This window comes from Saccharopolyspora taberi, from assembly GCF_039534165.1.
Classification (GTDB): Bacteria; Actinomycetota; Actinomycetes; order Mycobacteriales; family Pseudonocardiaceae; genus Saccharopolyspora_D; species Saccharopolyspora_D taberi.
Genome location: NZ_BAAAUX010000004.1, coordinates 12,594 through 25,440, shown reverse-complemented (window position 1 = coordinate 25,440; position 12,847 = coordinate 12,594). Strand labels below are relative to the sequence as shown.

Sequence of the window (12,847 nt, the reverse complement as noted above, 5' to 3'; positions counted from 1 at the left end):
ACCTCACCCCGAAAGCTCCCTGAACCTCACCCCGAGAGCAGGAGCAGCAGCCCGGTGCAGGTCAGCAGCACCATCGCGGCCACGACGGGCAGCTGGCCCCGCCGGGCCCGCCGGGGCGGAAACAGCCGCAGGGCCTGGTCGTGCGCGGCGGCGGTGCCGGCGATGTGGCCTAGCACGATGGCGTTGATCTGGACCATCGCGACCAGTTCGGGGGAGACGAGCCGGTAGTCCACGCGCGGAGCGGTTCCGGCGCCGAAGGGGTCCGCGGCGAGCAGGACCGGCATCTGGCCTTCCAGCAGGAAGAACGAGAAGTAGTGCGCGACCGCGTAGCCCAGGGCGATGGGCAGCAGGGTCGGCGCGAACAGGCCGGGCAGGCCGGACACCTCCCGGGACGCCGCGCGCATCGCGCCCGCGTAGAGCGCCGACACCGCCGCGATCGACGCGGCCAGCCCGAGGGTGGCGACCCGGATATCGCCGGAGCCGGGCACTGCCTGCCAGTACGTCGTGCGGGTCAGGCCGTCGAAGGCGGTCGCCCCGATGAGCACGCACGCCACCCCGGCCAGCCCCGGTTCGGTGCGCTCCTGCACGAGTCCGGCGAGCGGGTTGCGCAGGATCAGCTTCCCGTCGCCGCGGCGGCCGACCGGGCACAGCCGCGCGATCAGCGTCGAGTACACCTCGAAGCCGTCGCCGCGCTCGAACCACGCCGGTCCGTAGCGCGCCGCGGCGGCCAGGTTCACCACCGCGTAGCCGACGATCACCGTCCCGACCAGCCTCGGGTCGGAGCGGTTCGGCGCGACCAGTTCCAGCCAGACGAACGCCAGCAGCCAGGCCGCGGCGGGCCAGTAGCCGAGCCGGGCGGGCAGCGAGCGCGACCGGGTCGGGAGCCATCGCTGCACCGTCCGAAGTGGATTGACCACCCTCCACACCGGACCGAACAGGGCGCTGGCCGGAACCAGGCCGACCCAGAACGTCACGAACAGCACCCAGGGCGCGAGGTTCAGGTTCGTGTCCGCCGGACCGAGAAACGCCACCGCCACAACGAAAACCGACGCCAGCAGCACCGCCCAACGCAGCACCGCGCGCAGTGCCGCCGAATCGGCGAAGGCGGGCAGCGGGCGGCCCGCGTCGGGGTCCAGCCACGGCTTGGACCACAGCTTGGCGACCGCGGCGAACGACACCGCCACCGCGATCCCGCCGCCGATGATCGCTGCCGCGCCGTTGAGCGGCAGGTCGGTCCGGCCGCCCAGGCCGTGCGCGAGGACGTCGACGCTCACCGGACTTCCAGGCTGGGCAGCGCGAGACCGGACTCGTGCAGCTCGACCTCGAAGACCCCCGGGATGTCGGCGCCGAACTCGATGGTCGCCTGCCTTCCCGGTTCCAGCCGCGCCGACCGGTCGTAGCCGTGGACGTGCAGCTCGTCCGGGCGGTCGCTGCGGACGGTCAGCCGCACCTGCTGCCCGCGCGCCACCTCGACGCGGTCGGACGGGGCGTGCACCTGCCCGTTGGACACCTCGACGTCCACCGCGACCGGCCCGGCCGGGGCCGGGGTCTCGGCCGCTGCGCAGCCGGAGAACAGCAGGGCAGCGGCGATGGCGGGGACGAACGCCCGTGCGCGGATCATGATCGGCCTCTCCGGCGAGTTACAAAATTGACAACAGCTAATGTCACATTAGGGGGTGACATTGTCTAGGCTCCTGGTGTTCCATATCCGCTATGACCTGGCTGACGCAGGGCCCTGACGTCCGTCCCGCCGGAGGCGCGGCGGTCGACCAGATCCTCATCGCGACCGGTGGCGCGACGCTGCTCACCGCGTTGCTGCTGGTGCTCGGATACGGACATCGGACCGGGCGCATCCGGCTGCTGTCCCGGCTCGCGGGCTTCGCCGAGCGGCGCGGAATCATGGGCGGACTGCCCGGCTGGGCCGCGCTGCCGATGGCGCTGTCCTTCGGCTCGCTGGTGCTCGCGCTGCTCGGGATGTACTGGGACATCTCCCTGCACATCACCGACGGCCGCGACGAGGGACCGCTGGCCAACATCGCGCACTACCCGATCCTGTTCGGGCTCTTCGGCCTGTTCGCGGCCGGGACGCTGGCGATGGTGCTGCCCACCGAGCGGCTGCCCGGATCGGTGCGCATCACCCGCGACTGGTACGCGCCGACCAGTGGAATCCTGTTGGCGGCGGCGGGTTTCTACGCGCTGTTGGGCTTCCCGCTCGACGACGCCTGGCACCGCATCTTCGGCCAGGACGTGACGCTGTGGGGGCCGACCCACCTGATGCTGATCGGCGGCGCGGGCCTGTCGCTGGTCGCGCTGGCTCTGATGGAGCGCGAGGCGAAGCCGGCGAACCGCACCTCCGGGGCGAGCGGTTACTTCCGGCGCGGGCTGATGATGGGCGGGCTGCTCGTCGGGCTCTCGGTTTTCCAGGCGGAGTGGGACTTCGGGGTGACCCAGTTCCGGCAGGTGCACCAGGCACTGCTGGTCGCGGTCGCCGCCGGTGCCGCGCTGGTCGCGGCCCGGCTGTGGATGGGACGCGGCGGGGCGCTGGTGGCGGTCGGCTTCTACGTGCTGTTGCGCGGCGGGGTGTCGCTGTTCGTCGGTCCGATCATCGGCGAGCTGAACGCGGCGATCCCGCTCTACGTGGTCGAGGCGCTGTGCGTCGAGCTGGCCGCGCTGTTCCTGGTCCGCCGCCCGCTGGCGATGGGCGCGGTGTCCGGTGTGCTCATCGGGACCGCCGGGTTCGCTGGCGAGTACGCGTGGACCCAGGTCGCCTTCAAGCTGCCCTGGACGCCGGACGTCGTCGCCGAGGGCGTGCTGATGGGCGTGGCCGGTGGCGTCGGCGGCGGCGTGCTCGGCGCGCTGCTCGTGCTCGCCCTGCGCGGTGAGCTGCCGCGGGCGCGGAAGGCGCTGTTCACCGGCGCGCTCGTGCTGGTCGCGCTGGGCGTGACCAACGGCCTCGTCGGCACCGCGCCCGCCGGGGTCCGGGCGACCGTGGCGCTGGAGGACGTCAGGGACGGCACCGCGCAGGCGGTGGTCCGGTTCGACCCGCCGGAGATCGCTGCGGATCCGGCCTGGGTGGCGGTGACCGGCTGGCAGGGCGGCGGCCTGCACGTCGACCACCTGCGCAAGCAGCCCGACGGCAGCTACTGGACGACCGAGCCGATGCCCCTGCACGGCAACTGGAAGACGCTGATCCGGCTGCACGACGGCCGGGCGATGCTCGCGGTCCCGATCTACATGCCCGCCGACGCCGCGCTCGGGCTCCCGGAGCTGGCCCCGGCCGAGCAGTTCACCCGCGAGGGCCAGCCGGAGTGGCAGGTGCTCCAGCGCGAGACCAAGCAGGACGTCCCGCCGTGGCTGTGGGTCAGCGCCTCGCTGGTCGTGCTGGCCTGCTCGGTGTCGCTGCTGGTCGGCCTGGGCTGGGGCGCGCAGCGGGTGAACCGGCTGGTCTCCGGCGAGCAGCCGCCCCGCCGGGCGGGACACGGCGCCACCGGGCTCGTGCAGCGCCCGGCGAGCGCGTGATGGAGGTGTCCGCCCTGGCCGGGGAACTGGTCCTGGCCAGCCACCCGATCATCACGGCGGTGCCGTTCTTCGTGCCGACGTTCGTCGTCGCGGCGGTCATCGGCGTGATCATCTACCGCGACCGCCGCCGTGGCCGCGACGAGGAGGACGAGCCAGAGGAGCTGTCCGACAACTCCTGACGCACGCCGCGCGGAGCCCCCTTGGTGCCGGATGTCGATCTCGACATCCGGCACTTCGGCTTGTGCGGAACTCCGGTAGGGGGAATTGGCAAACGATCTTTGGTGTGTCTCTTGTCACAGTCGCGGGTCTGGGGGCAGAGTCAAGGACCGGCAGCTCCCACCACTGCGAGACGAGAGGTGTTCGGCATGTCCTCGACGACGACTGAACTGGCCGAATTCCAGCGCGCCCTCGGACAGCTCCGCAGCAGTGTCGGCGCGCTGCGCTCCCGCTACGGCGACGTGGCGGCCGTCCGGCGGATCACCAACGACGTCGAACGGCTCGACATCGACGTCGCCGAGCTCACCTCCCTGCCCGCGCCCAGGATCAGCGGTGAGCAGGCGTCCGGCGAGACGGTGCTCGTCCCGGACACCCCGTACGACCCGGCCCTGTGGCGCGATGCCGACGAAGAGGGGCTCGGCGGCCGCCAGGCCCAGTGACCACCGGGGGCGGCAAACCAACGACGGACTAGTAGAGACGGCGAGGTCCCGTGCAGATGTCCGCTCCTCCCACCACCGGCAGGGCACGGCTGTCCGTGCGCACGCTGCGGACCGACCGGTGGTGGCTGCCACCGCTGGTCACGTTCCTGGCGCTGTTCGCGTTCGTGGTCTACGGCAGCATCCGGGCGTTCATGAACGAGTGGTACTGGGTGCCGGAGTACCACTACCTGGCGCCCTTCTACTCGCCCTGCCTGGGCGCGGCCTGCGTGCCCGGCTCCAGCCACTGGGGCCAGCCGCTGCCCGACCTCGGCCCGCTCGTCCCGCCGCCGCTGTTCGTGCTGCCGTTCGTGCTCGGGTTCCGGCTGACCTGCTACTACTACCGCAAGGCGTACTATCGGGCGTTCTGGGTTTCGCCGCCTGCCTGCGCGGTCGCCGAACCGCACGCCCGCTACAGCGGTGAGCGCCGCTTCCCGCTGGTGCTGCAGAACGTGCACCGGTACTTCTTCTACGCCGCGCTGCTGGTCGCGGCGATCCTCACCTACGACACGGTGATCGCCTTCCGCGGCGCCGACGGCGGTTTCGGCATCGGGCTCGGCACCGTGCTGATGGTGGTCAACGTGGTGCTGCTGTGGGCGTACACGCTGTCCTGCCACTCGTGCAGGCACCTCGTCGGCGGCAAGCTCCGGCACTTCTCCAAGCACCCGGTGCGGTACTGGCTGTGGTCCAAGGCGACCTGGCTCAACGGCAAGCACATGCTGCTGGCCTGGTCCTCCCTGATCTCGGTGGCCGCCGTCGACGTCTACGTGATGCTGGTGGCCGCCGGCGTGTTCTCCGACCCGAGACTGATCAACTGAAGATTGCGAGCAGCACGCGGATGGTAGAGATCGAACGGCACGACTACGACGTCGTCGTGATCGGAGCAGGTGGTGCCGGACTGCGCGCGGCGATCGAGACGCGTGCCCAGGGGCTGAAGACGGCGGTGATCTGCAAGTCGCTGTTCGGCAAGGCCCACACCGTGATGGCCGAGGGCGGCATCGCGGCCTCGATGGGCAACGTCAACTCCCGCGACAACTGGCAGGTCCATTTCCGCGACACGATGCGCGGCGGCAAGTTCCTGAACAACTGGCGGATGGCCGAGCTGCACGCCAAGGAGGCGCCGCAGCGGGTCTGGGAGCTGGAGACCTACGGCGCCCTGTTCGACCGGACCAAGGACGGCCGGATCAGCCAGCGCAACTTCGGCGGGCACGAGTACCCGCGGCTGGCCCACGTCGGCGACCGCACCGGGCTGGAGCTGATCCGCACGCTCCAGCAGAAGATCGTGTCCCTGCAGCAGGAGGACCGGGCCGAGTTCGGCGACTACGAGGCCAGGCTGAAGGTCTTCCAGGAGTGCACGATCACCGAACTGCTCAAGGACTCGGGTGCGGGTGGCCCGCAGGGTACTGCCGACCGGATCGCCGGGGCGTTCGGCTACTGGCGGGAGTCCGGCCGGTTCGTCCGGTTCGACGCGCCCGCGGTCGTGCTGGCCACCGGCGGGATCGGCAAGTCCTTCAAGGTCACCTCGAACTCGTGGGAGTACACCGGCGACGGGCACGCGCTGGCGCTGCGCGCCGGGGCGTCGCTGATCAACATGGAGTTCGTCCAGTTCCACCCGACCGGCATGGTCTGGCCGCCGAGCGTGAAGGGCATCCTGGTCACCGAGTCGGTGCGCGGGGACGGCGGGGTGCTGCGCAACTCCGAGAACCGGCGGTTCATGTTCGACTACATCCCCGAGGTGTTCAAGGACAACTACGCCGACTCCGAGGAGGAGGCGGACCGCTGGTACGACGACCCGGACAACAACCGCAGGCCGCCCGAGCTGCTGCCCCGCGACGAGGTCGCGCGGGCCATCAACAGCGAGGTCAAGGAAGGGCGTGGCTCCGAGCACGGCGGGGTCTTCCTAGACGTGTCCAGCCGGCTGCCCGCCGAGGAGATCGTGCGGCGGCTGCCGTCGATGCACCACCAGTTCAAGGAGCTCGCCGACGTCGACATCACGGCCGAGCCGATGGAGGTCGGGCCGACCTGCCACTACGTGATGGGCGGGGTCGAGGTCGACCCGGACACCGCCGCTTCGCGGGTGCCGGGGCTGTTCGCCGCGGGCGAGGTCGCGGGCGGGATGCACGGTTCCAACCGGCTCGGCGGCAACTCGCTCTCGGACCTGCTGGTGTTCGGCCGCCGGGCCGGTGCGGGCGCGGTCGAGTACGTGGCGCGGACCGGGTTCCGCCCGGTGGTGCACGAGTCCGATGTGGACGCCGCGATGCGGCGGGTGGCGGCGCCGTTCGAGCCGGGCGACGGCGCGTCGGAGAACCCCTACGCCCTGCACGCCGAGCTCCAGCAGGTGATGAACGACCTGGTCGGCATCATCCGCAGCGGCGAGGAGATGCGGACCGCGCTCGGCCAGCTCCACGAGCTCAAGCGCCGGGCGAAGAACCTGGCGGTGGAGGGCAACCGGCAGTTCAACCCGGGCTGGCACCTGGCCCTTGACCTGCGGAACATGCTGCTGGTCAGCGAGTGCGTGGCCGCGGCGGCGCTGCTGCGCACCGAGAGCCGCGGCGGCCACACCCGCGACGACCACCCGGCGATGGATCCGGCATGGCGCGGGAAGCTGCTCGCCTGCTCGGTCTACGACGGCAGCGTGGACGTCGCCGAACAACCCCAGTCGCCGATGCGCGAGGACCTGCTTTCCCTGTTCGCCGCCGAAGAACTGCGCAAGTACTACACCGAAGACGAGCTTCCGTGAGGAGACGACATGGGCTACCAGGCGCACTTCCGGGTGTGGCGCGGTGATGCGGAGGGAGGCGACCTGGGCGATTTCACCGTCGAGGTCAACGAGGGCGAGGTCGTGCTCGACATCGTGCACCGCATCCAGGCGACGCAGGCCCCGGACCTCGCGGTGCGCTGGAACTGCAAGGCGGGCAAGTGCGGCTCCTGCTCGGCGGAGATCAACGGCCGCCCCAGCCTGATGTGCATGACCAGGATGTCGACCTTCGACCGGGACGAGACGATCACGGTCACCCCGATGCGCACCTTCCCGGTGATCAAGGACCTGGTCTGCGACGTGTCCTACAACTACGTCAAGGCCCGCGAGGTCCCCGCGTTCTCGCCGCCGGAGGGCCTGGAGCCGGGCGACTACCGGATGCAGCAGGTGGACGTGGAGCGGTCGCAGGAGTTCCGCAAGTGCATCGAGTGCTTCCTGTGCCAGAACACCTGCCACGTCATCCGCGACCACGACGACAACAAGCAGTCGTTCTCCGGGCCGCGCTTCCTGATGCGCGTCGCGGAGCTGGAGATGCACCCGCTGGACAGCTACGAGGAGCGCGGCGGCGACCGCGCCGACGAGGCCCGCGGTGACCACGGGCTGGGGTTGTGCAACATCACGAAGTGCTGCACCGAGGTCTGCCCGGAGCACATCCACATCACCGACAACGCGCTGATCCCGCTCAAGGAGCGCGTCGCCGACCGGCGCTACGACCCGATCCTGCGGCTGTTCCGCCGCGGCCGGGACTGAAAACCCGGTTCCACCAGGTGCCGTTCGCCCGCCGGGCGAGCGGCACCTTCCGCTTTCGGGAGTCCTATGTGGACCCGGTCGCGGGGTGTGGCCGGGTCAACACGGTGGTTGCCGGACTGCGAGATAGGGTGATAACGGTCTTGATGTCGCTTGATCGGATCCGCTGCCGTCACCTTCGGTGATCGTGCACGATGTTCAGCGACGACACTCGGTAGTCCGTGAGGGGGACGGTGTACATGGCCGGATTCGGCCTCTTTGCGGTCGCGCCGCGGCGCGCGGCCACCAGGTGCGCGGGCGTTCGGGCCGGGAGGGCCTGATGGCGGGAGGAACGCTCGTCCTGCAGCCGCAGGCCGCGATGTACCTGTGCCATCGGTTCGACACCCGGCTGCACCCGCTGCTGCGCGTGGGCCGGTTGCCGGCGGAGGCGACGGAGGACGACCACGAGCAGGTCCGGGCGCTGGGCAAGCGCCAGCTCGCGGAGCGGCGGCTGCTGGAGCACGATGACCTGCACCCGTTCCTCGACGACGCGCTGCAGCTGCTGGCCCGGCCGCCGCTGGCGGTCGGACTCGCCGTGCACCGCGAGCGGGGTGAGGACTTCAACGCCGTGCTCGTGGAGCACGGCCGCAGCACCGTGCAGGCGTACCAGGCCGACGGCGACACGCCGGACGCGGTGACCGACATCCTCATCAGCCGCCACGAGTACGGCGGCCCGGTGGGCAACGCGATCGAACTGCTGGGCAAGATCCCGCCCGGTCAGGGCGCCTCGGTGAGCCTGCCCAGCGAGCAGCTGGACCAGGCGGTACAGCGGATGCGCAGCGGTGCTCCCGGGCTCGCGGGCGCGCTGGGCGCCAGCGGGATCAAGCAGTCCGACGCCCGGCTGCTGGCCCAGGCGTTCGGCGCGAAGCGCACGCTCGACGGTGTGCTCACCGTGCGCTCCTACGACCAGAAGGTGCGCCGGATGCACAAGCTCCCGGTGAACCTCACGTTCTTCGTCACCGCCGAAGGCTCGTACTTCACGCAGAAGCGGCCAGGACCGGACGGGCGCGAGTGGTTCACCCTCGCCCCCGCCGACAACCGCAAGCTCGGCTCGAAGGTCGAGGAGATGGTCCGCGCGCTGCGGACCGGCAGGCTCGTCTGACGCCCGCGCGCCGCGGGGTCCGGACCACCGGCCCCGCGGCGTTCGCATTCGGACGCCGCGGAATACCGCGGAACAGTCCGGCCCGCATTCGACCGGCCCGGCTATTGCGCTGGTCGTCACCTCGCACGGACGGAATCGGCAAGTCCTCGCGTTGCCCCGGATTCCGGTATTGGCGGCTTCTTGCCAAGATCGCCGGACGGTCGTCCGGGGCCGATATGTTGCCCATCGCAACCGAGTTGTTCTCAGATCTTTGCCATGGGCGTCCGGATGGGGACGGAGGTGGCCCGGATTTCGGTCAACGCCGACCGTCGATGAACACTTTTCCCGGATTTGGTGTTCCAGATCGCGGGAATGACTGCGATTCGTTGGTTCGCGGTCGCCGGGAATTCGCATCGCCGCGAACCTGGGGCCGCATGCGGTCCTGGCACCGGCGGCCAGAGGAAGTGTGGCGAACGTGCATCAAGTCCTGGTGGCATTCGACGGATTCGTGCCCGCCGTGGTGGTGTTGTTCCCCGCGGCGGTGCTGGCGGCGACGGTGTCGGGCATGGTGCGCAGCAGGCACCTGCCGACCGCGCACACGCTGCGCGTCCCGGTGATCGACGGGCTGCTGGTCTACTCGGTGTTGTTCGTGGGGTTCCTGGTGTTCTCGCCGCAGGAGGACGCTCCGCTGCCGGTGCGGCCCGACCTCGGCAACGACGTCTCGATGGCGCTCACCGCGCACCCGGGCGACTCGCTGCCGTGGGTGCAGCTGGCGGGCAACGTGATCCTGCTGCTGCCGTTGGGAATGCTGGTCCCGCAGCGCTGGCCGTGGTTCGACAACCTCGGCAAGATCGCGATGGGCGCGCTGGCGCTTTCCTGCACGATCGAGCTGGTCCAGTTCCTGGCGATCAGCGGCCGGGTTGCCTCCAGCGATGACGTGGTGCTCAACACGATCGGCGCGGTCATCGGCGGGCTGCTGATCCGGGCGCCCTGGCGGTCGACGCGCGGCGACGAGCTGACGCCGCAGCACAGCGCCGGGGACCAGCGCCAGACCGTGTGGGGCCTGATCGCCAAGATCGAGGCCGAGCGCACCCGCCACGGTCAGCGGCCGTTTCGGCGGCAGCCCGTCCGCTAGTCCGGACTCCGGTGGCCGGGTGCCTCCCGCGTCAGACGAACCCGGCCACCGGTTCCCATCCCGAGCGCGCCGCCGGAAATCGTCCGCGCGTTTAGTCGCGGGCCTGTTTCCGGCTTTTCCGGAGCCCTTGAGCTTCCGCCGGAGAACACCGTCTTCGCGCCAGGTTTCCCAAGGGTTTCCGATAGTTGTCGCTAGGAAGATTTCCGCGTTCCCGGCGTGAAATCGTATCTTTACCCGGAATTCCCGTTCCGTTGACGGTTCGAAGTTGACGGTTCAAATGTGGGCGCGGCAAATCCCGCTTGCCTCCCTGTGTGGGCCTGACCTATCTTTAGGTCGAACCTAAGAAGGGAGTCGTCAGATGCGCCACGTGCGCTTCCACGAGCACGGCGGTCCGGACGTCCTCCGGATCGAGGACGCGCCCGTCCCGCGGCCGGGGTCCGGCGAGGTCCTGATCCGCGTGCGGTCCGCCGGGGTGACACCGCCGCTGCTGGCGCAGCTGCGCGGAGCCGCGCAGGTCCCGGCCTGCCCGGGCGGTGACATCGCGGGCGAGGTCGTCGAGCTCGGGGCCGACGTGCGGGGTTTCGAGGTCGGCGAGCTCGTCGCGGGACTGGTGATGAGCGGTGCTTTCGCCGAGTACGCAAGCGTTCCGGCGTTCCTTCTGTCCACAGTGCCCGATGGGCTCGGTGCGGCGGAGGCGATGGTGGTGGCGCGCGGCGGGCTGGTGGCGCTGGGTGTCCTGCGCGCCGCGCGCCTCTCGCCGAGCGAGAGCGCGCTGGTGACCGCGGCGGCCGGGGGAGTGGGGCACCTGGCCGTGCAGCTGGCGCGGGTGCTCGGCGCGTCCCGCGTGGTCGCGGCGGTCGGATCGCCGGACAAGAAGGACCTCGTCGCTGAGCTGGGCGCGGACGAAGTCGTCTGCTACGACGAGGACTGGGGTGCTCCGGTCGACGTCGTCGCGGACGGGGTGGGCGGCGATGTGCTCCGGAGCGGGGTCGACGCGCTCGCACCGTTCGGTCGGCTGGTGTCCTTCAGCGCGCCGGGCGGGCAGATCGAGGTCAACTCGCTGCGCGCGGAAGTGCGTTCGGTCATCGGGTTCGCGATGGGCAGGCTCGCGGGGGCGCGGCCGGAACTCGTCGAGCGGATGCGCGGCGAGCTCTGGTCCGCGGTGGCCGGCGGGCGGCTGCGGCCGGTCGTGCACGAGGAGTTCCCGCTGGCCGACGCCGCCGAGGCGGTGCGGGTCGTCGCCGAACGGCGCAACCTGGGCAAGGTCGCGATCCGGCCGTGACGGTGGTGGGACCGCGACCGGTCCCACCACCGCGGGTTCACGGCGACGCGATGCCCTGGCCGCGGTCGTACCGGAGCTGCCCGAGGACGTAGGTCGCGCGGATCGCGCGCTCGTCGCCGAGCGTCATCAGCGCGAACAGCCGCTCCTGGAAGTCCTTGGCCACCTCGGTCCTCCGCTTGAGGACCGGGGTCGCGGCCCAGTCCAGGACGACGAAGTCGGCCTCCTTGCGGGGCTGGAAGTTGCCGATGCGGTCCTCGAAGTGCAGCGCCTCGGCGCCGCCGAGGGTGGCCAGGTAGAAGCCGCGCAGCGCGGACAGCTTCTGCTGCTGGAGCGCGAGCACCTTGTATGCCTCGTTCAGCGTCACCAGCAGCGAGTAGCTGGTGCCGCCGCCGACGTCGGTGCCCAGGCCGACCCGGACCCCGGCACCGCGCGCGGCGTCCAGGTCGAACAGCCCGCTGCCGAGGAACAGGTTGGAGGTCGGGCAGAACGCGATGGTCGAGCCGGTCTGCGCGAGCCGGGTGCGGTCCTGGTCGTCGATGTAGATGCTGTGCGCGTACAGCGACCGGCCGCCCAGCATCCCGTACCGGTCGTAGACGTCGATGTAGGAGCGCCCGCCGAACAGCTCCCTGACCGTCTCGACCTCCTCCTTGTTCTCCGCGGCGTGGGTCTGCAACCACAGGTCCGGGAACTCCTGGTACACCCGGCCGACCATCTGCAGCAGCGCCTCGGTCGAGGTCGGGGCGAACCGGGGCGTGATCGAGTAGGTCAGCCGGTCCTTGTTGTGCCATCGGCCGATCAGCTCGCGGGTGTCCGCCTCGGCCTGCTCGACGCTGGGGTCCTTGAGATCCGGCGGCGCGTACGGCTCGCGGTCCATGAGCACCTTGCCGGAAAGAATGCGCATCGAACGCTTCCTGGCTTCCTCGAACAACGCGTCCACCGACGTTTTGTGCACGGTCGGGTGGACCATTGCGGTGGTCGTTCCGGAGGCCAGCAACGTGTCCAGGAAAAGGCTGGAAACCAGCTGCGCGTGGTCGCCTGCCGCGAACGCCTTCTCCGCCGGGAACACGTACTTCTCCAGCCATTCCAGCAACTGCTCGCCGAAACTGGCTATGACGTCGACCTGGCTGGCGTGGAGGTGGGTGTCGACGAATCCGGGGACGATCAGCTGTCCCCGGTGGTCGACCGGTGTTCCGTCCCCGAGTTCCGGCGGGATCTCGCCTTCCGGGCCTGCCCATTCCACGTGCCCGTCGGCGCCGACGACCAGCGCGCCCGGGTCGAACAGCTGCCAGGTGTCCGGGTTCGGCTTGGCGCCGGGATCGGCCAGGAAGTGCAGGACAGCGCCGTAGTGGATGCTGCGGCCGGGCGCGGCGGCTCTGGGCGTCGCGTAGGCGACCGGTGCGCTGCCCACCGCCGCGAGCGCGCCCACCCCGGCGAGGAAGCCGCGGCGGCCGACGGCCGGGATCGAGGAGGGCTCCTGGTTCTGGTTCGTCATGACTCGCCTTTCGCAAGCGGTGCGGAATTCAGTCGAATTCCGGTTCGGACCGGCCCCGCCATTCGGGGGACCGGCGTCTCCGACCGCCGGGAAATCGGACAC

General features: G+C 70.6%; 12 protein-coding genes. 9 read left to right on the top strand and 3 right to left on the bottom strand.

Annotation, left to right across the window (positions count from 1 at the left end; all coding sequences use genetic code 11):
- Nucleotides 1-26: 26 nt before the first annotated feature.
- Together ABD691_RS04280 and ABD691_RS04275 are read right to left on the bottom strand one after the other, a co-directional pair.
- Nucleotides 27-1,274 (bottom strand): hypothetical protein, encoded by a 1,248-nt coding sequence (locus ABD691_RS04280; protein ID WP_344678055.1) that lies wholly within the window; start codon nt 1,272-1,274, stop codon nt 27-29.
- Nucleotides 1,271-1,621, bottom strand: coding sequence for a hypothetical protein (locus tag ABD691_RS04275; protein WP_344678054.1), 351 nt, complete (start codon nt 1,619-1,621; stop codon nt 1,271-1,273). The genes ABD691_RS04280 and ABD691_RS04275 overlap by 4 nt, the downstream gene beginning before the upstream one ends.
- A gap of 92 nt (nt 1,622-1,713) precedes the next feature.
- On the opposite strand from ABD691_RS04275, the gene ABD691_RS04270 reads away from it, so the two are divergent.
- The 9 genes from ABD691_RS04270 to ABD691_RS04230 all read left to right on the top strand — a co-directional run bounded on the left by ABD691_RS04270 (nt 1,714) and on the right by ABD691_RS04230 (nt 11,253).
- Nucleotides 1,714-3,519 carry a hypothetical protein gene (locus ABD691_RS04270; protein WP_344678053.1) on the top strand — a complete coding sequence of 602 codons (1,806 nt, stop codon included), beginning with the start codon at nt 1,714-1,716 and terminating at the stop codon, nt 3,517-3,519.
- Complete coding sequence (locus ABD691_RS04265; RefSeq protein WP_344678052.1) at nt 3,519-3,698, top strand: hypothetical protein; 180 nt, start codon at nt 3,519-3,521, stop codon at nt 3,696-3,698. Before ABD691_RS04270 ends, ABD691_RS04265 begins: the two co-directional genes overlap by 1 nt.
- Nucleotides 3,699-3,884: 186 nt before the next feature.
- The gene (locus tag ABD691_RS04260; RefSeq protein WP_344678051.1) at nt 3,885-4,175 is read left to right on the top strand and encodes a hypothetical protein; all 291 of its coding nucleotides are present in this window, start codon (nt 3,885-3,887) and stop codon (nt 4,173-4,175) included.
- 56 nt (nt 4,176-4,231) lie between these two features.
- A complete protein-coding gene (locus ABD691_RS04255; RefSeq protein WP_344678050.1) occupies nt 4,232-5,029 on the top strand; it encodes a hypothetical protein in 798 nt (265 codons plus the stop codon).
- Nucleotides 5,030-5,049: 20 nt separating this feature from the next.
- Nucleotides 5,050-6,951, top strand: a complete 1,902-nt coding sequence (locus ABD691_RS04250) for a fumarate reductase/succinate dehydrogenase flavoprotein subunit (RefSeq protein WP_344678049.1) — start codon at nt 5,050-5,052, stop codon at nt 6,949-6,951.
- 9 nt (nt 6,952-6,960) lie between these two features.
- Nucleotides 6,961-7,719: a succinate dehydrogenase/fumarate reductase iron-sulfur subunit gene (locus tag ABD691_RS04245; protein WP_344678048.1), complete on the top strand. Its 759-nt coding sequence runs from the start codon at nt 6,961-6,963 to the stop codon at nt 7,717-7,719.
- A 316-nt stretch (nt 7,720-8,035) separates the two neighbouring features.
- Nucleotides 8,036-8,857 (top strand): ESX secretion-associated protein EspG, encoded by an 822-nt coding sequence (locus tag ABD691_RS04240; protein ID WP_344678047.1) that lies wholly within the window; start codon nt 8,036-8,038, stop codon nt 8,855-8,857.
- Nucleotides 8,858-9,326: 469 nt separating this feature from the next.
- Complete coding sequence (locus ABD691_RS04235) at nt 9,327-9,971, top strand: VanZ family protein (RefSeq protein ID WP_344678046.1); 645 nt, start codon at nt 9,327-9,329, stop codon at nt 9,969-9,971.
- 358 nt (nt 9,972-10,329) lie between these two features.
- A complete protein-coding gene (locus ABD691_RS04230; protein WP_344678045.1) occupies nt 10,330-11,253 on the top strand; it encodes a quinone oxidoreductase family protein in 924 nt (307 codons plus the stop codon).
- A gap of 37 nt (nt 11,254-11,290) precedes the next feature.
- Here ABD691_RS04230 and guaD read toward each other — a convergent pair whose 3' ends face one another.
- Nucleotides 11,291-12,745, bottom strand: coding sequence for a guanine deaminase (gene guaD, locus ABD691_RS04225; protein WP_344678044.1), 1,455 nt, complete (start codon nt 12,743-12,745; stop codon nt 11,291-11,293).
- Nucleotides 12,746-12,847: the final 102 nt, after the last annotated feature.

What these genes read in the sequence shown, in the direction of transcription:
- ABD691_RS04275 (WP_344678054.1), bottom strand. Translation starts at nt 1,621, where the DNA reads ATGATCCGCGCACGGGCGTTCGTCCCCGCCATCGCCGCTGCCCTGCTG.
- ABD691_RS04270 (WP_344678053.1), top strand. Translation starts at nt 1,714, where the DNA reads ATGACCTGGCTGACGCAGGGCCCTGACGTCCGTCCCGCCGGAGGCGCG.
- ABD691_RS04265 (WP_344678052.1), top strand. Translation starts at nt 3,519, where the DNA reads ATGGAGGTGTCCGCCCTGGCCGGGGAACTGGTCCTGGCCAGCCACCCG.
- ABD691_RS04260 (WP_344678051.1), top strand. Translation starts at nt 3,885, where the DNA reads ATGTCCTCGACGACGACTGAACTGGCCGAATTCCAGCGCGCCCTCGGA.
- ABD691_RS04255 (WP_344678050.1), top strand. Translation starts at nt 4,232, where the DNA reads ATGTCCGCTCCTCCCACCACCGGCAGGGCACGGCTGTCCGTGCGCACG.
- ABD691_RS04250 (WP_344678049.1), top strand. Translation starts at nt 5,050, where the DNA reads ATGGTAGAGATCGAACGGCACGACTACGACGTCGTCGTGATCGGAGCA.
- ABD691_RS04245 (WP_344678048.1), top strand. Translation starts at nt 6,961, where the DNA reads ATGGGCTACCAGGCGCACTTCCGGGTGTGGCGCGGTGATGCGGAGGGA.
- ABD691_RS04240 (WP_344678047.1), top strand. Translation starts at nt 8,036, where the DNA reads ATGGCGGGAGGAACGCTCGTCCTGCAGCCGCAGGCCGCGATGTACCTG.
- ABD691_RS04230 (WP_344678045.1), top strand. Translation starts at nt 10,330, where the DNA reads ATGCGCCACGTGCGCTTCCACGAGCACGGCGGTCCGGACGTCCTCCGG.
- guaD (WP_344678044.1), bottom strand. Translation starts at nt 12,745, where the DNA reads ATGACGAACCAGAACCAGGAGCCCTCCTCGATCCCGGCCGTCGGCCGC.